The organism is Nostoc sp. CCY 9925, assembly GCF_963920935.1.
Classification (GTDB): Bacteria; Cyanobacteriota; Cyanobacteriia; order Cyanobacteriales; family Nostocaceae; genus Nostoc.
The window spans coordinates 1-22,540 of sequence record NZ_CAWUDO010000055.1; the positions used below are offsets into that span (position 1 = coordinate 1).

Annotated in this window: 19 protein-coding genes; 10 read left to right on the plus strand and 9 right to left on the minus strand. The window is 41.5% G+C overall.

What is annotated here, in order from left to right:
- Positions 1-568: 568 nt before the first annotated feature.
- The gene (locus ACM0OY_RS24190) at positions 569-2,122 is read left to right on the plus strand and encodes a YcjF family protein (RefSeq protein ID WP_414571375.1); all 1,554 of its coding nucleotides are present in this window, start codon (positions 569-571) and stop codon (positions 2,120-2,122) included.
- 210 nt (positions 2,123-2,332) lie between these two features.
- Positions 2,333-3,316 (plus strand): polysaccharide deacetylase family protein, encoded by a 984-nt coding sequence (locus ACM0OY_RS24195; protein WP_414571376.1) that lies wholly within the window; start codon positions 2,333-2,335, stop codon positions 3,314-3,316.
- 13 nt (positions 3,317-3,329) lie between these two features.
- On the opposite strand, the gene ACM0OY_RS24200 is transcribed toward ACM0OY_RS24195, so the two are convergent.
- Positions 3,330-3,734: a response regulator gene (locus tag ACM0OY_RS24200; protein WP_414571377.1), complete on the minus strand. Its 405-nt coding sequence runs from the start codon at positions 3,732-3,734 to the stop codon at positions 3,330-3,332.
- Between the two features lie 103 nt (positions 3,735-3,837).
- Positions 3,838-4,242, minus strand: a complete 405-nt coding sequence (locus ACM0OY_RS24205) for a PPC domain-containing DNA-binding protein (protein WP_414571378.1) — start codon at positions 4,240-4,242, stop codon at positions 3,838-3,840.
- A 134-nt stretch (positions 4,243-4,376) separates the two neighbouring features.
- On the opposite strand from ACM0OY_RS24205, the gene ACM0OY_RS24210 reads away from it, so the two are divergent.
- From ACM0OY_RS24210 to ACM0OY_RS24220, 3 genes are all read left to right on the plus strand, one after another.
- Positions 4,377-6,845: a dynamin family protein gene (locus ACM0OY_RS24210; RefSeq protein WP_414571379.1), complete on the plus strand. Its 2,469-nt coding sequence runs from the start codon at positions 4,377-4,379 to the stop codon at positions 6,843-6,845.
- Between the two features lie 74 nt (positions 6,846-6,919).
- The gene (locus ACM0OY_RS24215; protein WP_414571380.1) at positions 6,920-7,549 is read left to right on the plus strand and encodes a Uma2 family endonuclease; all 630 of its coding nucleotides are present in this window, start codon (positions 6,920-6,922) and stop codon (positions 7,547-7,549) included.
- Positions 7,550-7,552: 3 nt separating this feature from the next.
- Positions 7,553-8,581, plus strand: a complete 1,029-nt coding sequence (locus ACM0OY_RS24220; RefSeq protein ID WP_414571381.1) for a S66 peptidase family protein — start codon at positions 7,553-7,555, stop codon at positions 8,579-8,581.
- 32 nt (positions 8,582-8,613) lie between these two features.
- Here ACM0OY_RS24220 and ACM0OY_RS24225 read toward each other — a convergent pair whose 3' ends face one another.
- Positions 8,614-9,582 (minus strand): glycosyltransferase family 2 protein, encoded by a 969-nt coding sequence (locus ACM0OY_RS24225; protein WP_414571382.1) that lies wholly within the window; start codon positions 9,580-9,582, stop codon positions 8,614-8,616.
- 379 nt (positions 9,583-9,961) lie between these two features.
- On the opposite strand from ACM0OY_RS24225, the gene ACM0OY_RS24230 reads away from it, so the two are divergent.
- Together ACM0OY_RS24230 and ACM0OY_RS24235 are read left to right on the plus strand one after the other, a co-directional pair.
- Positions 9,962-12,298, plus strand: coding sequence for a PhoX family protein (locus tag ACM0OY_RS24230; protein ID WP_414571383.1), 2,337 nt, complete (start codon positions 9,962-9,964; stop codon positions 12,296-12,298).
- Positions 12,299-12,940: 642 nt separating this feature from the next.
- Positions 12,941-15,103, plus strand: a complete 2,163-nt coding sequence (locus tag ACM0OY_RS24235) for a PhoX family protein (protein ID WP_414571384.1) — start codon at positions 12,941-12,943, stop codon at positions 15,101-15,103.
- A 106-nt stretch (positions 15,104-15,209) separates the two neighbouring features.
- Here the strand turns inward: ACM0OY_RS24235 and ACM0OY_RS24240 are convergent, their stop codons facing one another.
- Positions 15,210-15,755 carry a PEP-CTERM sorting domain-containing protein gene (locus ACM0OY_RS24240; RefSeq protein ID WP_414571385.1) on the minus strand — a complete coding sequence of 182 codons (546 nt, stop codon included), beginning with the start codon at positions 15,753-15,755 and terminating at the stop codon, positions 15,210-15,212.
- A gap of 438 nt (positions 15,756-16,193) precedes the next feature.
- Between ACM0OY_RS24240 and ACM0OY_RS24245 the strand changes: the two genes are divergently transcribed.
- Positions 16,194-17,396: an argininosuccinate synthase gene (locus ACM0OY_RS24245; RefSeq protein WP_414571386.1), complete on the plus strand. Its 1,203-nt coding sequence runs from the start codon at positions 16,194-16,196 to the stop codon at positions 17,394-17,396.
- Between the two features lie 82 nt (positions 17,397-17,478).
- Here the strand turns inward: ACM0OY_RS24245 and ACM0OY_RS24250 are convergent, their stop codons facing one another.
- Entirely contained in the window at positions 17,479-18,111 is a 633-nt protein-coding gene (locus ACM0OY_RS24250) for a DedA family protein (RefSeq protein ID WP_414571387.1), read from the minus strand.
- 485 nt (positions 18,112-18,596) lie between these two features.
- Between ACM0OY_RS24250 and ACM0OY_RS24255 the strand changes: the two genes are divergently transcribed.
- Positions 18,597-18,950: an STAS domain-containing protein gene (locus ACM0OY_RS24255; RefSeq protein ID WP_414571388.1), complete on the plus strand. Its 354-nt coding sequence runs from the start codon at positions 18,597-18,599 to the stop codon at positions 18,948-18,950.
- A 436-nt stretch (positions 18,951-19,386) separates the two neighbouring features.
- Here the strand turns inward: ACM0OY_RS24255 and ACM0OY_RS24260 are convergent, their stop codons facing one another.
- The gene (locus ACM0OY_RS24260; protein WP_414571389.1) at positions 19,387-19,947 is read right to left on the minus strand and encodes an Npun_F5560 family protein; all 561 of its coding nucleotides are present in this window, start codon (positions 19,945-19,947) and stop codon (positions 19,387-19,389) included.
- 222 nt (positions 19,948-20,169) lie between these two features.
- Positions 20,170-20,514 carry a 30S ribosomal protein S6 gene (gene rpsF / locus ACM0OY_RS24265; RefSeq protein WP_414571390.1) on the minus strand — a complete coding sequence of 115 codons (345 nt, stop codon included), beginning with the start codon at positions 20,512-20,514 and terminating at the stop codon, positions 20,170-20,172.
- 407 nt (positions 20,515-20,921) lie between these two features.
- Here rpsF and ACM0OY_RS24270 point away from each other — a divergent pair, with 407 nt between their 5' ends.
- The gene (locus ACM0OY_RS24270) at positions 20,922-21,695 is read left to right on the plus strand and encodes a fumarylacetoacetate hydrolase family protein (protein ID WP_414571391.1); all 774 of its coding nucleotides are present in this window, start codon (positions 20,922-20,924) and stop codon (positions 21,693-21,695) included.
- 3 nt (positions 21,696-21,698) lie between these two features.
- On the opposite strand, the gene ACM0OY_RS24275 is transcribed toward ACM0OY_RS24270, so the two are convergent.
- Together ACM0OY_RS24275 and ACM0OY_RS24280 are read right to left on the minus strand one after the other, a co-directional pair.
- Positions 21,699-22,178 carry a Tic20 family protein gene (locus ACM0OY_RS24275; protein WP_414571392.1) on the minus strand — a complete coding sequence of 160 codons (480 nt, stop codon included), beginning with the start codon at positions 22,176-22,178 and terminating at the stop codon, positions 21,699-21,701.
- Positions 22,179-22,259: 81 nt separating this feature from the next.
- Positions 22,260-22,457, minus strand: coding sequence for a hypothetical protein (locus tag ACM0OY_RS24280; protein WP_414571393.1), 198 nt, complete (start codon positions 22,455-22,457; stop codon positions 22,260-22,262).
- Positions 22,458-22,540: the final 83 nt, after the last annotated feature.

A 22,540-nucleotide genomic window follows, 5' to 3' on the forward strand; every position in this document is an offset into this window, starting at 1 on the left:
AGAAGGTCAAAATTAAGCCTCAGAAGGTCAAAGTCGAGCCTCAGAAGGTCAAAGTTGAGCCTCAGAAGGTCAAAAGTCTATTTTGCCGAGATTCCGTAGCACTGCATCACTGCATCAATAGACCTCTTGCATAAATAATTTTTTATCTCACGCAAAGGCAAGGCAGCGCGTTGCGGGGGTTCCCCCCGTTGTAGCGACTGCCGCGCAAAGACGCAAAGAAGAAGACAAAAAGAAGGACTTTTGCGAGAGGTATAAGGACCGTAGACCGGAATTCTGGCTAATTTTTAGACGTGTAGAGGAGTGGTCAGCTACAAATACCGCAAATCTGTTTTCTTCTACATCTTGTTACGATAAACCTAAGATTTTAGATGTCACTAGTGAGTTATGGAACGAAAGATTAAGTCTTAAAACCCTTCTGCCTCCTGCCTCCTGCCCTCTGCCTCCTGCCTCACAAAATCGCATTGCTCCCCCTTTAACTTTTGATTTGCTTACTACCCTGGTAAAAAATACTGAAACTATTAAGATCAGAAGCATGTGCCTACTTCATATTCACTAATCTTTGCCAGCCATGCCTCTGTCACGCATCGTAACGCTGATTGTTGGTCTAATTGTCATTTTGGGGCTAGCTTTATGGCTAATTGATTCGCTATCACGGCTTTACTGGCAATTGTCTTATTCGCCGTTGTTAGGCAATTTGCTGCTGTTGCTGCTGATTGTGCTGATTGGAGCGTTGGTTGCAGCTTTTGTTTACTATGTATTAGTGCTTCAGAATGGGGAAAAGCGATCGCGCCGCAATCGTTCCCGTGTGACTCCAGCGCAAATTCCGGCTGGCAAATCTGATGCGGCTTCTACGACTCTCCAAGCTGTCCGCCAACAGGTAGCCCAAATTCAAGATGAAGTCGCACGCCAAGCTTTATTAAGTAAATCGCGGGAGATTGAAGCCAACCTCGCACGGGGTGAAATTCAAGTGGTGGTATTCGGTACTGGGAGTGCTGGCAAAACTTCTCTGGTAAATGCCATCATGGGACGCATGGTCGGTCAGGTGGATGCACCGATGGGTACAACCCAAGTTGGCGAAACTTATTGTCTGCGGTTGAAGGGATTAGAACGCAAGATTTTAATTACGGATACGCCGGGAATTTTAGAAGCCGGTGTGGCGGGGACGGAACGCGAACAAATGGCGCGAGAACTGGCGACGGCAGCAGATTTACTGTTGTTTGTGGTGGATAATGATTTACGACGCTCGGAATATGAGCCACTACGAGGATTAGCAGAAATTGGTAAGCGATCGCTCTTGGTTCTCAACAAAACTGATTTATATACAGATGAAGATAAAGAAGCTATCCTCGCCAGGTTGCATCAGCGGGTGCGGGGATTTATTGCTACTAATGATGTAGTAGCGATCGCTGCTAATCCCCAATCTGCACAACTGGAAACTGGTGAACCCTTCCAGCCAGAACCAGATATTGTTCCTTTGCTGCGGCGCATGGCTGCTGTTTTACGCGCCGAAGGTGAAGATTTGGTAGCAGATAACATTCTTTTACAATCTCTCCGCTTGGGTGACGAGGCGCGAAAACTCATCGATGGCCAGCGCCGCCGCCAAGCTGACAAAATTGTAGAACGGTTTCAATGGATTGGTGCTGGCGTTGTCTCAGTGACGCCTATACCAGTGGTAGATTTATTAGCAACCGCCGCCGTAAATGCTCAAATGGTTGTAGAAATTGGTCGAGTCTATGGCTGTGAATTGAATATGGAACGGGGACGAGAATTAGCCCTTTCTTTAGCAAAAACCATCGCCAGTTTGGGCATTGTCAAAGGAGCAATTCAATTATTATCTACAGCTTTGCAGCTTAATGTTGCCACCTTTATTATTGGTAGGGCGATTCAAGGTGTGACCGCAGCTTATTTAACGCGAATCGCTGGTAAAAGCTTTATTGAATATTTTCGCCACGACCAAGATTGGGGCGATGGCGGAATGACAGAAGTTGTGCAGCGACAGTTTCAAATTAATCGCAGAGATGAATTTATCAAGGCTTTTATTCAGGAAGCGATCGCTAAAGTCGTGAAGCCATTACAAGATAAATCTGAAGTAGTTGAACACGATGAATCAGCCCAGGGTTAATATATTCTGTGAATAATTTACGAGGATTATCACGTCTAATCTTTCGGTCAGCGAGTTATGGAAATCTGATTGTAAAGGCTAGCGATCGCTAAAACTTACTTATATACGTTTAAATACGTTCTATGTATGATATATTAATTACCAGCAAATACAAAACGCTGATTCTAGAGTCAATCTTTATTTTGAAATTGTTAAATACTTGAACTAATAATGAAAACAAAAGGTAAAGTAAATAAGCCAATAGCTAGTCTTTCTTTAGATTTAGATAATATTTGGTCTTACCTGAAAAATCAAGGCGCTCCGGGTTGGGAGAGCTTCCCTTCTTACTTGGATATTGCAGTACCCCGTTTTCTAGAAATTCTCCAGCAATGGGATTTGAGAATCACAGTATTCATTGTCGGTCAAGATGCAGCGCTGGAAAAGAATCACAAAGCAATACAGGCGATCGCCAACGCCGGTCATGAAATCGGCAACCATTCATTCTACCACGATCCCTGGCTCCACCTGTATTCCGAGAATGAAATTGAAGAAGAGGTAGCACTGGCCGAAGAACATATCAAGCGCGTCACTTATCAACATCCCGTAGGCTTTCGGGGGCCTGGATACAGTTTTTCTCCAGCAGTGTTGAAAGTCTTAGCGCGACGCGGCTACGAATATGATGCTTCAACTTTTCCCACAATTTTGGGGCCTGTAGCACGAGCTTATTATTTGATGACTTGTAAACTGAGCAAGGAAGAACGTAAAAAACGGGAAGCTTTGTTTGGTAATTTCAAAGATGCTTTGCAACCTCTAAATCCTTACCAGTGGCACATGGGTAAGGATAGACTGACTGAAATTCCTGTTACCACCATGCCAATTTTCAAAGTGCCAATTCACTTCAGCTACATCATGTATTTAGCTAGATTTTCTAGCGGTTTAGCATTGTTTTACTTGAGAATTGCCTTGTGGCTGTGTAAACTTACACGCACCCAACCTTCTTTGCTACTCCATCCCACAGACTTTTTAAGTCAAGAAGATGTGCCAGAGTTATCATTTTTTCCTGGTATGGACGTTCCCACCTACAAAAAACTGGCATTGGTAAATAAAAGTTTAGAACTTATATCGAGTCAGTTCAATGTTTTAACTGTTGGACAACACGCCAAGTCCGTAGCAGGTGTTAGTAAACTACCTGTGCTAGTACCTCATAAGAGGTAAAAATACGATATTATTACCAATTACAAGAAGCAAACAAATCAGCAACAATCTCAACTAGTTCTTCTGGAAAGACTGGTTTAGATACATGAGTCTGAAAGCCAGCTTCTAAAGCGCGAATCCGGCTTTCACTGTCGCCATAGGCAGTTAAGGCAATAGCTGGGACTTTTCCACCCATATCTGGCTTGAGCGCACGTATTTTTCGGATCAAGGTGTAGCCATCTTCCCCAGGCATACCTATATCAGAAATTAAGATATCAGGTTGCAATTGGGATACAACTTCCAGTGCCGCGGCGGCTGATGGAACTGCTACGATGATGGCTCCATCTGCTTCCAATACTGTAGTCAGAAAAAAGCGAATATCATCATCATCTTCAACTATGAGAATATTTAAGCTATCAAGAGCCAGAGAAGGTTGCATAACAAATGATATTTGAATTTTGTCTAACAACAGTGCTGACGTAAAATATAGAACGCTTAAAGATTTTGTCTGACTGTGACAATTTTAGATTTTAGATTTTAAATTAAAAATTATTATCGCGGATAATTTCCAATTGTTGGTAACCTGTTTGTTCGTCAAAAGTTCTATTAAAGGTAAATTCCTCACTCGCACCAATTACTATTTCAGCAGTTGTGTAGATAATGCATCCAGAGTCGAGATGTCCACCGATAGTTTTGCCTTCTCGATCGGAAATAGCGATATGCAAATGCACATCTGTAGTTGCTATTGTACCATTGAGACCGATGATTTCAAATTTTTCAGTTAATACTGTACTAATGGCTTGATTAGCAAAGCGAATTTTTGCTTCTTCTAGGCTACCAATGGCACTTAATATAAACCCTGCTTTAATGTCTTCTTGTTTGACAAAATTCTTTAAGCTTTGTTTCAAATCGTCGTGGGGTTTTAATCTGATAGCAAAAACTTTCATTAGTCAAAAGTCATTAATTAGTGGTTTAAGTGATATCTAGCAACTAAATAGCATCCAAATTCTCAGGGATTTTACTGAGCCATTAAGACAACAATATAACTAATATATACAGAAGTATTATTAGGATGCTAAATATGTCAGATCTACCACTTCAGTGCAAAAATTTGAAAGAACAAGTTGAGTCTATATTACAACTTTTACAGCAAGAATCAACGCTACGTTCTCAAGATATTACTTCTGTCCAAACATCCCTAAGTAAAGCGATTTCTCCAAAGTTTGAGATTGTATTTGCAGGTGCATTTAGCGCCGGAAAATCAATGCTAATCAATGCACTCTTGGAAAGAGAATTACTGTATAGCGCAGAGGGACACGCTACAGGTACAGAATGCAAAATTGAGTATGCAGAACTAGATAAAGAACGCGTTGTTTTAACATTTTTAAGTGAAGCAGAAATTCGAGAACAAGCAGTTTTTTTATGTCAGCAACTAGGATTTAAAACAGTAGCGAATATCAACCAAGCTGATGTAACTAACTTGCTACATCAAGGTTGCGAAGCTATTATTCAGCAGGAAGGTGGTGAGAGTAAATCAGAACGTGCAAAACAGGCTAAGGCGTTAATCTTGTTGTTAGAAGGATATCTAGCAAACCGCGATCGCATCAACACTGTTAATAATGCTACATATTCAATGGAGCAATTTAACTTTTCTAATCTCAAGGAAGCTGCTGGATATGCGCGTCGTGGTAGTAATAGCGCAGTATTGAAGCGGATAGAATATTACTGCAACCATCCTTTGCTACAAGATGGAAATGTGATTATAGATACACCTGGTATTGATGCGCCAGTGGAGAAAGATGCACAGCTAACTTATGCCAAAATTCAACATCCCGATACTTCGGCGGTAGTATGCGTACTAAAACCTGCTTCCGCGGGTGACATGACAAAAGAAGAAACAGAACTTTTGGAATTAATGCGCCAAAATGCGGGAGTACGCGATCGCGTTTTCTATGTCTTCAACCGCATCGATGAGACTTGGTATAATACTCAGCTACGCCAACGATTAGATGATTTAATTAATGGACAATTTCGAGATACAAGTAGGGTTTATAAAACTAGTGGATTACTAGGATTTTATGGCAGTCAGATTAAACAAACAAGTGCAAAAGATAGATTTGGTTTAGATTCTTTTTTTGGAGAAAGCGTCAAAAGTTTAGATGGTAAAGAAGAAACACCACAGTTTGTGTATGCTTTTAATAACTATTGTGTGAATTCTGGAAAGCTGTCTTCCACGAAATTTCGTGTTTCTGTTAATGGTTTTGAAACGCCGAATCAAAATTATGTACGAATTTTGGCAGATTGGGGAAATGAATTGATAGAACAGCTAATTGAAGATAGTGGGATTGAGGAATTTCGCACTGCAATTACTCGTTATCTGACTGAAGAAAAACGTCCGCAATTATTTAAAAATCTTGCCAATGATCTGGGAGATATTTGTATAAAATTGAAAAAAAATTACCAAAGTTCCCAACGAAATTTAGATAGTCAGCCACAAGAAATTGAGACAATGAAGGCGCAAGAATTACAACGCCTAAATCAGCAACTCCAGCAAATTGGGAAAGACTTTAATCAACATATCACAGAAGAAGTTAACCTAATAATTACTAGTTCTTGTGATGCTTTTGAAACAGATTTTAAGCAATTGCAATCACGAATGATTCGCCGTCTAGATGAGTTACTAGATACTTTTTCTGTAGCTTATGCTTATCGACGTGCAACAATCAGTCACCCTCGCAATGCTACCGCACCTTTACTAGCGATTTTAGTCGAGGCATTTTATTATTTAGCAAATCAATTAGAAGATATTTTAATTGAATCTTCTCAGCAAATAGTTGCAAACTTTTTCCAGCGGTTGCTCGAAAAAATTCGCAAATCAGAATATTATCGCCAATTGTATCGCTTATTAGATAACGATGGTGGCATTGAACAAGAGATTAGAAATCTAGAAAAACGAGTTACTCAAGCAGTAGTCAGTGCAGCTAGCGTAGAGTGCGATCGCTTTGTCCGAGAAAGTCCCAGATTTTACGACGAAGGCACTTTTTCCATATATCAATTTCGCCAGACTTTATTACAAACTTCCCAAACTTACGACGCTGAAAGTATCGTCGAAGCAGAACCCGCAATTAGGCAATTATTGAAGTTAGATTTTGAGCCAAAAGTTTCTCAAACTATTCGCAAATCTTTCCGCCAAACCATCAACCAAATTTTGAAAACTCAGTTATTACCAATGGCTGAGCAACAAGCAGATGACATTTTACAGCAATATCCACAAGCACGTGCTTATTTAGAGAAAACACTCGAACAAGAAGCTGAAGCGAAAATTGCCACTAATCGGCGATTATTGAATGTTCTGGAAGCAAATGTTGAAACATATAATTCAGCAGCTTCAAGTATCAATCTTTGTTTACAGGCAATGCAATTATCCGATCATTATTTGCCTGTAATTGGCGATACTGAATTTATTTATTTTCATCCTGAGGTATTAAATACAGCTACCAATGGGTTTATGATTTCAGATGGGTTAATTGATGGGGTAAAAGAGATTTAACATAAATAAATCAGAAAAACCCAAAAATTGAGGTTAATATAACTACTGGGAACGATCGCAACGGAGGCAGGTAAATGATTCAGTCGTTACCAATTCCTATTACTGTTAGCCAGTTTCTAGACTGGTATCCTGTTAATTCAACACAGCTTCGTTACGAACTACATAATGGATTTATCAAGGTAATGCCACCGCCAACAGGGGATCATGAATTAGTGATTGCATTCTTAATCAAGCAAATTTTGCTGGAGTGCGCTCGATTTTCAATCCCCTATGACATTCCTAAAATGGGATTTGTTCAAGCATCTGAAAGTGAATCAGCTTTTTTACCTGATGTGCTGTTGTTGAATCGTTTCAACCTAGTCAACGAGCCGTTGTGGAGGACTAAATCAACACTCAGTCAATCGGCATCAATCCCATTAGTTATTGAGGTTGTCAGCACAAACTGGCGTGATGATTACTTTACCAAACTTGGCCAATATGAAGCCATTGGTATCCCAGAATATTGGATTGTAGATTACGCCGCGCTAGGTGGCAGAAAATTCATTGGTAATCCTAAACAGCCAACTATCTCCATTTACTCGTTAGTTGAGGGAGAATACCAAGTCCGGCAGTTTCGCACAAGCGATCGCATTATCTCACCCATTTTCCCAGAATTGAATTTAACTGCCGAACAAATTTTTCAAGCCGCCAGTTTTCCGGTGTAGCCGATGACTATCAACCGTCGGCAATTTCTCACGACTTGTGGACTAGCTACCTTAGTCACCCAAATACCAGCACTTACCGCTGAAGGTAAGCTATCCCTAAACACCGTCCTCAAACCCCCATGCCTCCAAGTCGGCGACACCGTAGGATTAATTGCTCCTGCGGGTATAGTTGACGCTAAAGAAATTGAAGCAGCAGAAAAATCACTTGCACAATTAGGGTTGAAAATCAAGCAAGGAAAGCATATTTTAGATCGTTATGGTTATTTAGCAGGTAAAGATGGCGATCGCGCCGATGATGTAAACTCAATGTTTAGCGATCGCTCCATCAAAGGAATAATAGCCATGCGTGGTGGTTGGGGCTGTAATCGCATTTTACCTTTACTAAATTATTCACTAATTCGCTCCTATCCCAAAATCCTCATAGGGTACAGCGATATTACTACTTTATTGTTGGCGATTAATGCTCGTAGTCGGCTGATTACTTTTCATGGCCCTGTAGCCACATCTACCTGGAATCAGTTTACAGTGGATTACTTCAAGCGCATCCTATTTAATGGTGAAGCCGTCACCATGCAAAATTCCAACACTAAGGAAGTGCGAGTGGAGACAATAGCACCAGGAAAAGCGAAGGGTAAACTTATCGGTGGAAACTTATCAGTATTGTCAGCAATGGTAGGTTCGCCTTATCTACCTTCCTGGAACAAAAGTATCTTGTTTATAGAAGAAATTGGCGAGGATGTTTATCGTGTAGATAGAATGTTAACCCAGTTAAAAACTGCTGGCATACTTAATCAAATTGCCGGCTTGATATTTGGCCAATGTACTAATTGTAGTCCTGGAGATGAACCATCATTTACCTTAATCCAAGTATTACAAGACCACATACTTCCTTTAGGAATTCCTGCTTGGTACGGTTCAATGATTGGTCATATTAAAGATAAATTTACCCTGCCAATTGGCACAGAAGTAGAGATAGATGCCGATGCTGGAAGAATACGAATGTTAGAATCGGCAGTCAATATAATATTGTAAGGGCGAACGGCCGTTCGCCCCTACTTTTTTCCTCACGATGTTTGCTGCATTTCAGAATAAGCTTGATAAACACCCTTCACGTTGTACCAGTTGAGAAAAATTCGGGCAATTTCTAAAGCTAATTGCGGTTTACCTAAGTTAATCAACCATTGCAAAAATGGAGCCATTGTCTTTTCGTTGAGTGCGCCATTGAGTGAAAGAATACCCCAAAGTAATCGATGCAGCCAAGTCATTTGAATCATCATTCGCACTTCCCATGTAGGATGTTTTTGATAAAACAAAACTCCCATGCGCCCGCGTTGGATTTCTTTGTCGATTAAACTTTTAATTTGTTCTAACTTAAACGCTGGATGCCAGTGATAGCCTACAGCCTCCGGACATTTAATTAGTGTCAAACCTAATTTTTTCAAGCGCACACCTAATTCTAAATCTTCCCAGCCATAGAGTTGAAAACTGGTGTCAAAAAGTCCTGCTTTTTCTAGCCAATGTTTAGGAATTGCTACATTACCCGTAGCAAAAAAAGCTGCTGAAAAATCTGTGACTTTGTAGGGTTCAGCCGTTGGGTTGTCGAAATTGCAAGTATTGATAACTGCGCCGTAAGTGAAAAAGCGATCGCTCCCCAATTTCTCTTTCCCCTGCACTAGTGCGCTACCATGAGCTTGCAGGAAATTCTTCAGCACTACTAGATCGCTATCAATAAAGATAATTGTGTCTCCCAGCGCCTTCTCTACCCCCAAATTCCTCGCTGCTGCTGGGCCAGCATGATCTTGCTGAAACCATCGCACATGGGGAAACTCTTCTTTGTGCGCTGTTAACCATTCCAATGTGCCATCAGTAGAACCATCATCCACCAAGACAATCTCATAATTAGTAACCGAACTTGGCTGACTTAACTCCTGCGCCTCCAAAGCACGGAGGCACTTTTCTAAAATCGGCTGGCGATTATAAGTCGGTATCACAACGCTGAAAAACACAGTCTCACCCACAACACATTTACCCATCTCCAGGATAGGACAGATGGGGCACTGACTCTGTTCCTTAAATGATCTGCTTACGTAGAATGCAAGGTTGAATAATTCTTAGTTAATTTAGATATAACCTAAACTTAACTTTAACAAACTATGGTTATTAATAAATTAATAATTTTTTCCTGTGTATAGCGGCTTGCAAATATCTAGATTACAGATATACTACACTGTTTCCTTATTCATTCAAATAAGAATCTGCATAAACAAGGAAATTCATATTTAATTTTTTTAATAAAAATAGATTATTAATTATTTCAAACACAGCGAATTTCATAAATTTAAGAGTTTCTGATGTTAATTCAGTAGAATTTGTTTCTACTCAGTTTTTCCTGCCACAGGAAAGGAAAGTTTAATGTCTAAATTCAGTCGCAGACAAATTTTAATATTTTTTGCTGGTGGTGCTGGTGCTGTTGTTTTGGGAGACAAACTCCTAAACGGTATTGCCAATAGTGCAGAAGCAAAAACCGCGCCACTCAGCTTTACACCTGTACGCCTACCACATCCTCTACCAATTTATCAACAGCAGAAAAATTTCTTGCCAACAAAAATTGGTGAAGGAGAAGTAGTTAATGCATCTGCGGATATTAAATTAACTAGCTACAACGTTCTTGATGATGTGGTAGTGCCGCCAGAGTACGAACGTTATGTAATTGTCAGTTGGGGCGATCGCGTTTTTCCTAACAAAGACGATTATTTCGGCTACAACAACGATTTTACTGCTTTTATTCCCGTTGGAAAAACTAATGATGTCGGGTATTTATGGGTGAATCATGAATACATTAGTTTTCCATTTTCTACTTTAGTAGTGGAAGATTCTTCTGATCTCAAAGGACTACCTGACGCATTTGAAAGCGTCATTGGCTGGGCTTTACCCTCTACCAGAAATATTGAAGTTGAAGGGGAATTTTTATATAACCAAGGCGGTTCAATTGTCCGCATCTCTCGCCAGAACGCAAGTAAACGTTTCGTTGTAGTCAAAAATGATAAAAATCGCCGCATTCATGGTCTTTCTGGGTTGGGAATCAATAGGCAACGCAATGATAATTACAAAAATCTCACAGCTTGGGGAAATCGCAACCACCAAAAAGGCGACCAAAATTATTTAATTGGAACTGGCCCAGCTGCAACCCAAGTTTTCAATCTTTCCTCTGATGAATTAGGTAACAAAATTATTGGTACTGCCTTTAATTGTTCTGGTGGTAAAACTCCTTGGGGAACAGTTTTATCTGGAGAAGAGAACTTCCAAAGCACCGTTACAGAAGCAGTTAAAGCTAATGGTACTCAGACCAGTTACACAGATAAAACTATCGGCAAAAATTTTGGATTAGTTGGCGAAAAATATGGTTGGATTGTAGAAATTGACCCCACAAATCCGAAATTTCGCCCCCGCAAACACACTTGGTTAGGTCGTTTCCGCCATGAAAATGTTGCGGTGCGTGTTGAAAAAGGTAAGAAATTAGTTGCATACTTAGGTGATGACAGACGTGGGGGACACACTTGGAAATTTATCAGTGCTAGTACCATCTTGTCACCAACGAGTAAAAGCAACAGTAAGTTGTGGGAAAATGGAACTTTGTACGTTGCCCGCTACAATCCAGACGGTACAGGTAAGTGGATACCGTTACTCTTAACTACTGCTACCAATCCAATTGCACCGACAGTTCTATCTTCTGTGGAATTTGCTGCTTTGCAGAAAGCCCAAAAAGAAGGCCTTTTACCGCTACCGAGACGTAAAGAGATTGCAGGTCAAAGTGAAGATGGTGGTATCTTTAAATGCGATCGCACTAATGAAGCAAAAGCATTACCTGATTATCAAAATAAGAAACTATCTGACTTTTACTCTAGCCAAGGTGCTGTACTTAGTGATGCTTTCTTAGCTGCAAACTTAGTCGGGGGAACTCCCACGGCGCGTCCAGAAGATATAGAAATCCATCCCACCACCAAAGAAGTTTTCATTGCCTATACTGACGGTGCCCCAGGTAGCGATGGTTATCCTGATTCCCGGATTTTTCAAGTTGCCAAGTTAAGTACAGATGCCAACGCAACCCAGCAATCAGGAGGACTGTACAAAATTATTGAAGATAGCGCTGATGGTACGGGTTTAACCTTCAAATGGCGGAGATTTGCCCAAGGTGGTGAAGCAGGGTCGGTGAATGGTGCTGGTTTTGCCAACGTAGATAATTTAGTTTTCGACAATCGGGCAAATGTTTGGGGTGTTACGGATATGTCTACTGGTACTCACAATGGTTTTGATGTGGGTGCTGAAGGTAAACAAACCAAAATCGATCACACAACTAGCGGCAACGTTTCTGATTTTACAGGAATATTCGGTAATAACTGGCTGTTTTTTATCCCTACCAGTGGTGCAAATGCCGGACATGTAATACCCTTTGCCCATGGCCCAGTGCGTTGTGAGATGACAGGGCCAAGTTTTGTCGGGAATACACTGATTATTTCAGTACAACATCCTGGTGAAGATTGTCCAATTAATGATGGCACAATGCTGAGTCGCAACATTGAATTACTGGATTTGAATGGTAGTACATTCAATCAAACTCGGAGTTTACCTCGTGGCAGTAGCTGGCCGAGTAATATTTCCAAAGCTGATGGTGGAAAGGACGAATCTACAGGTGTTCCTCGACCATCTGTAATTGGTATCCACCCGAAAAATTCTCGCACCAGCTTTTAAATATGATGTGCTGCCAGATCCTCGACTTCTTCAAGAAGTCGGGGATCTTAGCCCTCAAAATTAATGGGACAGACCACTAGGTAGAGAGCTTATTCTAATTCTGAATTCTTATCAAGCTAGTAATGAATTACGAAGCGGTTTTTACGACTCAAGCAAGGTGTCAGGTTAAACTAACATCTTGCTTAATTTTTGATAACTCTATTTTAGACGATGAAGGCTGTCTAATGACATTAAAGACCTCAGTTTTAATGTTTTTAGTAGTACCTATTCTACAGTTATTAGTTAATGAATTTTTGTTTTAAATATCACCATCTGTATTGATGACAAAGCTGTTAATTATGAGTGAAAAACTTATTTTTACCAGAAAAATTGTTGATAAAGCCAAATTAATCAATATATAACCTGATGTTAATACTTGGTACTTAAATTAATGACAACTGATTGTTCTAGTCTGCTTAAGCAGCATCACCTAGTTTTAATTTGTTATTAACTGCTATTCAGTGGCTGTTAACAAGATGTCAAATCTCAATAAATATCTCAGTGATGTATGTAAATATGTGGAATTTTTATTTACCAAATTACTCGTGTTATTGAGAAATGAACTGAATAGCAACCTCGTAAGCCTTAAATGGAGAACAAAGAATGAAAGGACGCTTTCACCCTAAAAACAATTTGACCCTCAACCCATCTCGTAATGAGTCAATTCGTGACGTTATTGACCGCGTTAGTCTGAGTCGGCGGCGGTTCATCATGACGGCTGTGGGTACGTCGGTGCTAACTGTTCTAGGCGATGTTTCCATCGGTGGCTTTCTGCAAAGTGTTGATGCAGCCCCGATTCCTAAGGGAACGGGATTTGGTGGCATAGGCTTCAAGAGCGTCCCACCAAATCTCCTCAACCCAGTTACAGGACTTTTAGAAAAGGATCTTGTCACTGTTCCTGAAGGTTACACAGCTAAAGTACTGATTGCTTGGGGAGATCCCATCGCTCCCGGTGGCCCGACTTGGTTAGCAGATGCCTCCCAAGATGCGGCTGCTCAAGAAAAGCAGTTTGGTATGCACAATGACGGTATGTACTACTTCCCTTTACAGCCAGGGAATGTTGTTGGTCGAACAGTAAGTTCACAAATAAGATCCTTAAGAGGCTTTTTAAACCAACCAATTAATACTGGTCTGTTGTGCGTCAACCACGAGTACACCCAGGAATCGATTTTGCATCCAGATGGTTTGGATACAGTCACAATTGCTAAAGTACGCAAGTCTCAGGCTGCTCATGGCGTGTCTGTTGTGGAAATTTCCAAAAACGGCAATGAGTGGAGTTTCAATCCCAATTCATCTTATGGTCGCCGCATTACCGGCAACACCGAAATGAGAGTTTCAGGGCCTGCGGCTGGCAATATTCTCCTGAAGTCCAAAAAGTTTAACATTACCCCAACTGGCTCTATTGACACCGGCACGCTCAACGACGGCTACACCGCTTATGGCACACTCAACAACTGTGCCAACGGCTACACACCTTGGGGAACTTACTTAACTTGTGAGGAAAATTGGAACGGCTATTTTGCCAATCCCACACAAGACGTAGTTGCAATTGAGGGCATCGAAAAGTCGGATATTCTCGCAGGACAAAATCGGTACGGCATTGGAACAGCATCTAGCTATCGCTGGCCTGAGGTCGATCCACGCTTCAATGCCAGCACCAACCCACTCGAACCCCATTTATTCGGTTGGGTGGTCGAGATCGATCCTTACAATCCCCAAAGCAAGCCAGTCAAACGCACTGCCCTTGGTCGGTTCAAGCATGAAAGCGCTCAGGTCGTTGTGGATGACAACAACCGTGTTGCTTTCTATATGGGTGACGACGAGCGCAACGAATATATCTACAAGTTCGTTTGTGCCCAACCCTTCAATCCCACAAATCGGGATGCTAACCGCAATTTGCTTGACAACGGTGTTCTGTACGTTGCTAAATTCAAAGACAACGGTACTGGTGAGTGGCTGCCTTTGGTCTATGGTCAGCGTGGTCTGACACCAGAGAACGGCTTCAAAAACCAAGCTGAAGTTTTGGTGAAGACAAGACAAGCTGGCGATCGCGTCGGCGCAACCATGATGGATCGTCCAGAGTGGGTAGCTGTACGTCCCCGCATTGGTGGATATAAAGAGATTGAAGTCTACTGCACGCTGACCAATAATAATCGTCGTGGCACAACGCCAGTTTCCTCCAACCAGCCAGATGGCTCAACAGCAGCCGGTGGTGCGCGTCCTCCTGTAGATGCTGCCAACCCACGTCCTGACAACCGCTACGGTCATATCATTCGCTGGCGCGAAGATGGACAAAGCGTTACAACAACTACCTTTAAATGGGATATTTTCTTTGAAGCTGGCGACAAAACTAGACCCGAACCAAATCTTCAGGGCAACATTAAAGGTGACGACTTAAGTTCACCAGATGGACTCTGGTTCGACGACTTCGGCCGCCTCTGGGTTCAAACCGACCACGCAGGCGATGGTGTCGGTGATTTGGTAAATATTGGTAGTAACACGATGTCGTGTGCTGACCCCAACACCAAACAAGTTAGACGCTTCTTGACTAGCCCCACGGATTGTGAGGTAACTGGTATTACCAGCACACCCGACGGTAAAGCGATGTTTATCAATATCCAACACCCAGGCGATCGCGGAGATGCCTCGAATCCCACAATCGCCAGCAATTGGCCTAATAGTCAAGGCTATGGCCCAGCAGGTCGCCCACGTTCATCAGTGGTAGTAATTACCCGCAATGACGGTGGCGTTATTGGTGGCCTTTAAAATCTAGGACTTAAAATCTAAAATTGGCGCGGTCAAGATTTGAATAAAAAAATCCCCACTGATCGGTGGGGATTTTTTTATTCAAAATTTTACTGATTGTGTAAGGTTAACCGACAATTTTTGTTGCTCTCTTCTTGCGCTGCATCCACAATCCAACAACACCAGCAACAGCTGTACCACCAGCAGCTAATGGTTCGGGTACTTTAGCGTAGCTGACAGTACCTACTTCTGTTGTATTTACCGAATCGGTAATCAGATAAAATCTATTTCCTCCCACTTCTGGAGTACTCGGATCGCTGCCAATTACAAACTGATCTGCAACAAAATAGCTCAGTCCCAGAACTTCGCCGTTATTGAAGCTAACTATAGGAAAACTGTCGAAATCAGTATCATCTACCTCTGTATAGCTAGTACCTAAGTAGTCGAATGCAACTTTTAGTCCATTCTCAACTCCCAATGTCTCAAGACCTGTATTGCTTAAGGTCGAGTCATCATACTGAAAAGAGCCAAAATATTGACCAGGATTATTGCCAGATGTTGCATTCACGGTGAAACCGTAATTAACCAAGGCAGCTTGTGTCGGTTTAGTAACAGCAGCAACTGAGATGGCAACTGCAAAAGCAGCAATACTAATATCTTTAGCCAATTTCATCAGAAAATACTCCAAAGCTCAAAAGCGAATAATTCTGTAATTTCACTTAAATAAACTTTGAACCAATGTGTATAGGTTAAGAAATAACCAACAAAAGATGATCTTCGTTAAATCTTCATTTTTGTTAACTATTTATAAAACTTATGTAAAATTATTTTAATAAATACAGCAGATTATGTTGATATTTGTAGGTGATTATCAACACTTCTTGACAGCAAACTTTTTGTAAGCAAAACTGATTTCCCATTAAAAGTATTCAGATTTTGAAAAATAGATCAAAAAATATTTGATTGCTCTATTATCAAACTCCAATCAAAATTCTGACTTCTAAATTCTGACTTCAAACTCCTGCTATCGGTTGTTGCATCAATAAAATATATCTGGATTAGTTTCGATATAATAATGACTCATTGTTTGTTTTCCTAACTGGAGAAATTAATGGGTCGCGCCAAAAAGGTTGTCCTGGCATATTCTGGCGGAGTGGATACCTCCGTTTGCATCCCCTACCTCAAACAAGAGTGGGGTGTGGAAGAGGTGATTACCCTAGCAGCAGATTTAGGTCAGGGAGATGAATTAGAGCCAGTCAGAGAAAAAGCTCTGAAATCGGGTGCAAGTGAATCCCTAGTAGCAGATGTTAAAGACAGCTTTGTTAAAGATTACGCCTTTGGAGCAATTCAAGCCAACGCCCTTTATGAAAATCGTTATCCGCTAGGAACAGCCCTTGCTCGTCCGTTGATTGCCAAGGTATTAGTAGAAACAGCCGAAAAATATGGTGCTGATGCGATCGCTCATGGTTGTACTGGCAAAGGTAACGATCAAGTCCGCTTTGATGTCTCTGTTACCGCCCTCAATCCCAACCTGAAGATCCTCGCACCAGCCAGAGAATGGGGAATGAGCCGCGAACAAACCATCGCTTATGGTGAAAAGTTTGGTATTCCCTCACCAGTCAAAAAATCTTCTCCCTACAGCATTGATAAGAATTTGCTCGGCCGTAGCATTGAAGCTGGTTTACTCGAAGATCCCTCATTCGAGCCACCAGAAGAAATCTATGAAATGACCAAAGCGATCGCCAACACCCCGAACGAGCCAGAGTACATCGAAATTGGTTTCTATCGTGGTATTCCCACCACCCTCAACGGTATAGCCAAAAAGCCAGTTGAGCTAATTGAACAACTCAATCAGCTTGTGGGAAATCACGGTGTTGGGCGGATTGATATGATCGAAAACCGTCTAGTGGGCATAAAATCGCGGGAGATTTACGAATCACCCGCGATGTTAGTCCTAATTCAGGCACATAGAGATTTAGAAAGCTTGACTCTCACGGCAGATGTCACCCATTACAAACGTGGGATTGAAGAAACTTATAGTCAAATCGTTTACAACGGTCTCTGGTACAGTCCACTTAAAGCTGCACTAGACGCTTTTATTCAAAAGACACAAGAGCAAGTATCTGGAACTGTGCGGGTGAAGTTATTTAAGGGTAATGCCACCATCGTTGGACGCTCTAGCGATAATTCCCTCTATACTCCTGATCTGGCAACCTACGGAGCGGAAGACCAATTCGATCACAAAGCTGCTGAGGGCTTTATCTACGTTTGGGGGCTACCAACTCGCATTTGGTCGCAGTTAACTAGGGGTTAGGAGTTAGGAGTTAGGAGTTAAAAATGCAAAATACAAGAAGTGAAAGTTAAAACAAATAACTTTTTACTCTACTCCTAACTCCTCACTCTTCACTCCCCACTTCTTTAACTTGACGTGACTCCAGCCACACGGGCACAAAAATTAAAGCAGCTAAGATCAGTAATGCTGCGATCGCAAATTTACTCACCCAAGCAACCAATTGCTCTAGGGAAATAACTTTGCCGGCAAAAAAAGCTAATGTCACTATCAAACTAGCCCAAGCAACTGCTCCTAACAAGTTGTATAAAAAGAATTTTCTAAAGGGCATTTCGGCTACACCTGCTAATGGTGCAGCAAAAACCCGCAATAATGCTAGAAAACGTCCAACAAATACAGCTTTTGCACTATTTTGACTAAATTGTTCTTTAATGCTCAGCAGTCGCACTTCGGAAATCCGAAATATGCTACCAACCTTTACCAAGAAAGGCCAACCGCTAACTCTACCAACCCAATAGCCACAAACTCCGCCAATTACAGCACCCATAATTGCGTCACCGAGAACCAGCCAGAAATTCAGCTCGTCGCTACCAGCTAGAAATCCGCCTACTAGGGTCACGGTTTCGCCAGGAACAGGAATGCCTAAATTTTCTAGCAAAATTCCCAAAAAAATTGCCCAATAGCCGTAGTTGTGGGCGACTTCTTGGATGTTTTCTAGTGAAATGAACTCTAAAGACATCCCGCACCGCCGTCTTTACAAATTTTTACTTTTAATATATTTTTGCTTGTTTTTGACTAGGGTGTCAATCAAACGGGTATATGGATTTATTAACTCATCTTATCTGAGATAATCCATATATTATGATCTATGATGATTATTAAGTTTTGACTATTAATTATAAGCTTTTTAGCATTGAATACCACAAAGCTATACTTCTGTAACAGAAATAAAAATAATTTATAAAAAATTTATAAATGTCTGGTTAAATTATGAAAATTGTGTAAAAGATACGGTTGATACCGAATTTGTTAGGCGCTTATGCCTATATTGGTGAAAGTTATTACAAATTATACGACATGAATACTGAAGAAAACTCTGTCAACTTCACAGCTGGAATTACCTAAATATCTGGGTAAAACAGTAATTTTGATGTTGAAAGAGAAGACGTAATTTATGTCTTTTTTCGGTTTCTTGTCAAGTGTTCCAACTACCCTGTTAAATTCATGACTCTCACACAAGAACTTCAAGTAATTTTATTCAAACCCCAAGCAAGCATCGATTTGCAAGGTGGCATGGCTTTGAGTGAACAAATGGCTGGAGTCGTACCCCAACCTCATCAACTCTGGGTTATAGATCTAGCAGAAGTTAACTTTATGGACAGTTCTGGCTTAGTTCCTCTAGTAAAAGGGTTGAAGGCTGCACGTCAAAGAGGTTGTCGTTTAGTTCTATGCAACGTGCAAACTCCTGTAAGATTAATTTTGGAACTCACACAGTTAGATTCAGTGTTTGAGATCTTTGACACTTACGAAGACATATTTACCACCGTTAAAGATGATAATCTGGCGCTAGTAGGCTGATATATAAATCTACCTTAGGAAGGATGGTGGAGTCAAGCAATTTTGCATTTATTTAAACTTTTTGTGTACCCTCACATCGTCAAAGATAAAAGTCTGGTGCTAGCAGGCTGATTTCCTACTTTACCTACAGAACAATGTTGAGGAAAATTCATAGCTTCCCAGCTATCAATCTAGTACGGGAAATGACCAAAATCGGTCAAAACAGATGCAATTGTTTCTCAGACTCCCCAGCCTCTTGAAAACAAGGCTTTTCAAACTACTTTCAGACGATGTTTGAAAAGTATACCCTCATATCGAGATTCCTCACGAAGGAGCATAAAAAAGGGGAAATAAGCTAATCTAAAATCCTCCTAGTCCTCCTTTTGAAGGAGGAGGATAGGGTAAATCTAAAGTAAAGTTTTTGATACATCAGCTACTACTTTTCAAACATCCTCTTTTAAGCATTTTGGGGAGTTGAAATTTGAGGTTGTTCGGATGCAGGACGAGGAAAATTTGGCAAATCAATGCCGCTGTGACTGGCACTGCGCGTTTTGATTGCTAAACGGTAACTTACACTTTGTAGTTCCGCCTGTAGTTGGCGGTTTTCTCGTTGTAGCATTGCGACTTTTTCTCTGACTGGCGTCATGCGCTGCTCAAACTTACGACGGTAAATTTGAGGCAACTCTTGTACTACTTGCTCCAGCATCCGAGTGCGATCGGTCAATTCTTGGACTGACTGTCGCAATTGGTAAATTTCGGAGTCACGAGTTGTAATTTGCTCCTGGTAGAATGCTACCTGCTGCTCAACAGCTTGGAGTTGTTCTTGCAAAGCTTGAAACTGCGTGGTATCGCGCTCAAGCTCCGGCTGCTGGGGCATAAAATTAGTATTACCCTTTACTAGTCGGAAAAGTTCTTGAGATAGCTGTTGCACTAATTGATCGCGGAGTTGCAACTCTTGGCGTAGTTGCGATACTTCCGTAGAGAGAACTTGAATGTTTGATGTATTAGATTGACTCACAGTAGCTTACCGCTCCCATTCAGAATCTTGTCCACTCTTAGGTATAACTGCGGGAGTACTACCTTTGGCAAGTATTTGTTAATTTAACATTACTAACCAAGTTACTGGTAAATAAAAAAACAAAATTTTATTTAAGGGCATTGGCAAAAATAAGGGGCAAAGGAGAAGTACTGTAAATCTTTCCCCTCTGCCCTCATCAGTTCAGTTCCCCATCCTTATTCCCTACGCAGTCGCAGTTGCAGTTGCAGTTGCAGCCACTTTCGCAGTTTTAGCCTCTTCGAGTTCCTGCTTAATTGTGAGATAGCGAATCACTTCTTCACTCAAGCGCATGGCGCGTTCAACGGGAGCGATCGCAGTTGCAGGTGCAGTGTAGTTTAATTGGATGTAGATACCATCACGGTGTCTTTTGATTTCATAAGCCAGACGACGCTTACCACGATTTTGAATTTGGATATCCTCAGCGCCTTGGTCGCGAAGCAAATTCTGATATTTAGTAATTGCTTGCTCTACTTGTTCGTCTCCCAAGTCAGGACGCAGGATGTACATTGTTTCGTAACTTGTAGTCATATTTTTTAGTCTCCTTATGGACAAAAAATGGCTGCTAGTGCCGATTTATACTTAATTTTATTCAAATACTAGTATTCATCAACATCTGAAGCAACAAGGAACTATAATCTTACCAGTTTTCAATTTGAATCATTAGCCAATCCGCCGAACTTTGGATTTCATTTCTTGGATGTCCCTATTGAAATACTAGGTCAGGAGGCGACCCCAGATTTCTTTAGCAAGTAAGAATCCAGCTTTTGGTGTTCGCCAGCAAATTGATTCAGCTATCAGCTTAGCCTTTTTCAAAGGGCATCTATAGCGATCGCTTGTTTGCTCAAGGCTCAATCGGTTCGCCAAAAAGCTAACTGAGGATTGCTACTACCCGCTTACAGGTTTTAATACAAGACAAAAGGATATCGATCAAGGTTATGGCGCAGCGCTATGTACGAATTCAAAATCAAGAAGGACAGATTTACTATGGGTTACTACAACCATCCTTCAACGTCCAGGTGCTAGATGCTCCGCCCTGGTTACAAGGGCAACCCACTGATTTGACTTTGACGCCAGAAAATTACCAAATTTTGGCTCCCTGCGCTCCATCGAAAATTGTGGCGGTAGGGAAGAATTACGCCGATCATGCTGCGGAAATGGGAACTCCAGTGCCTTCTGAGCCACTAATTTTTCTCAAGCCACCCACGTCGATTATTCCGTCTGAGACCGAAATTAAATATCCTTCCCAGTCGCAACGAGTAGATTACGAAGGAGAGTTAGCATTAGTGATTGGCGATCGCGTTTCTGACTGTACACCAGAAATAGCCCAAACTAAAATTTGGGGCTACACCATCGCTAATGATGTGACAGCACGGGATTTACAAAAACAAGATGGTCAATGGACGCGAGCCAAAGGTTTTGATACTTTCTGTCCTTTGGGGCCTTGGATTGTGCGGGAATTAAATCCAGGAGCGAGATTGCAGACTTTTCTGAATGATGACGCCAACCCAGTCCAATCTGCCTGTATCGATCAGATGGTATTTCCGCCGGATGTTTTAGTTTCTTATATCAGTCAGGTGATGACGCTACTACCGGGGGATGTCGTGCTTACAGGAACACCAGAGGGTGTTAGTCAATTACAACTGGGCGATCGCGTCCGTGTAGAAATTGAAGGTATTGGCCGCCTGGAAAACACCGTAGCGACCCGTTAACAACTAGCGGACTTGCATGTACACCGCATCAGAAATCGCTGGAATTTCTGCATAACGCCCAATTAAAGACTGGATGGTTGAATATCCAACTGCTACCACTACACCTAAAAAGATAGTGTTAGCTACTGTTTCTATTGCAAAGCTAGTACCAGGAACCTGGCCTAAAATTCGCACCAGTATGGAACACAAAAATATAACTATATCCAGAAGAATTGCCTGCATTGTGTTGAAACGAATGAAGTGACTGATTTTTTCGTTTCTTACCACAAGTAGGAACAAGGCAAAGAACACGATTAGTTGTCCAAGTTGTCCTAAACTACCGTAAATTATTAGCACTGGTTGGAGCGGTAAAAGCAGGACTTGTAGTACTGGAAACTGAGTGAACAAAAACCTGCCAAAGACTAAACCATCAATTAGGGGCAGTAAGTAAGGCAAGCAAGCAAAAATCCGATCTGGAACCGTTGTAGACCCGCGCCAAGTCATTATGCATTCTCCTATGGTTATATTTCAACAGTTACTTGACCTTAGGATAACGCAGTTACTTGGTCTTGCTGGTAAATTCAGTTATTCTATATGGGCGATGCGAAAGCCCATTAAACATTCATATTGGTCTGGCTGCTGTTGAGTAAGTTTGCGAATGGCTTGACCACAACGCAGTTGACCCGCACGCCAACGGGGTTGGCCGCTCCCATCAGCGAGTAAACAAGACTGGCAAACTTGCTCAGGGGCAAGGATTTGCTCGTCCATTAAAATGACTAGCATCTAATCCCTCCTGTAAATTTTCATTGTCACCTACATTTCACTCCAGGGAGGACACTGGTTGTAGCGGTCTAAAAGGACAGCGT

Bases quoted from the DNA above. Each gene is read 5' to 3' on its own strand.
- rpsF (WP_414571390.1), bottom strand. From the start codon at position 20,514: ATGACTACAAGTTACGAAACAATGTACATCCTGCGTCCTGACTTGGGA.
- ACM0OY_RS24220 (WP_414571381.1), top strand. From the start codon at position 7,553: ATGACTATCAACCGTCGGCAATTTCTCACGACTTGTGGACTAGCTACC.
- ACM0OY_RS24235 (WP_414571384.1), top strand. From the start codon at position 12,941: ATGAAAGGACGCTTTCACCCTAAAAACAATTTGACCCTCAACCCATCT.
- ACM0OY_RS24255 (WP_414571388.1), top strand. From the start codon at position 18,597: ATGACTCTCACACAAGAACTTCAAGTAATTTTATTCAAACCCCAAGCA.
- ACM0OY_RS24200 (WP_414571377.1), bottom strand. From the start codon at position 3,734: ATGCAACCTTCTCTGGCTCTTGATAGCTTAAATATTCTCATAGTTGAA.
- ACM0OY_RS24280 (WP_414571393.1), bottom strand. From the start codon at position 22,457: ATGCTAGTCATTTTAATGGACGAGCAAATCCTTGCCCCTGAGCAAGTT.
- ACM0OY_RS24275 (WP_414571392.1), bottom strand. From the start codon at position 22,178: ATGACTTGGCGCGGGTCTACAACGGTTCCAGATCGGATTTTTGCTTGC.
- ACM0OY_RS24205 (WP_414571378.1), bottom strand. From the start codon at position 4,242: ATGAAAGTTTTTGCTATCAGATTAAAACCCCACGACGATTTGAAACAA.
- ACM0OY_RS24245 (WP_414571386.1), top strand. From the start codon at position 16,194: ATGGGTCGCGCCAAAAAGGTTGTCCTGGCATATTCTGGCGGAGTGGAT.
- ACM0OY_RS24190 (WP_414571375.1), top strand. From the start codon at position 569: ATGCCTCTGTCACGCATCGTAACGCTGATTGTTGGTCTAATTGTCATT.
- ACM0OY_RS24210 (WP_414571379.1), top strand. From the start codon at position 4,377: ATGTCAGATCTACCACTTCAGTGCAAAAATTTGAAAGAACAAGTTGAG.
- ACM0OY_RS24230 (WP_414571383.1), top strand. From the start codon at position 9,962: ATGTCTAAATTCAGTCGCAGACAAATTTTAATATTTTTTGCTGGTGGT.
- ACM0OY_RS24240 (WP_414571385.1), bottom strand. From the start codon at position 15,755: ATGAAATTGGCTAAAGATATTAGTATTGCTGCTTTTGCAGTTGCCATC.
- ACM0OY_RS24195 (WP_414571376.1), top strand. From the start codon at position 2,333: ATGAAAACAAAAGGTAAAGTAAATAAGCCAATAGCTAGTCTTTCTTTA.
- ACM0OY_RS24250 (WP_414571387.1), bottom strand. From the start codon at position 18,111: ATGTCTTTAGAGTTCATTTCACTAGAAAACATCCAAGAAGTCGCCCAC.
- ACM0OY_RS24270 (WP_414571391.1), top strand. From the start codon at position 20,922: ATGGCGCAGCGCTATGTACGAATTCAAAATCAAGAAGGACAGATTTAC.
- ACM0OY_RS24215 (WP_414571380.1), top strand. From the start codon at position 6,920: ATGATTCAGTCGTTACCAATTCCTATTACTGTTAGCCAGTTTCTAGAC.
- ACM0OY_RS24225 (WP_414571382.1), bottom strand. From the start codon at position 9,582: ATGGGTAAATGTGTTGTGGGTGAGACTGTGTTTTTCAGCGTTGTGATA.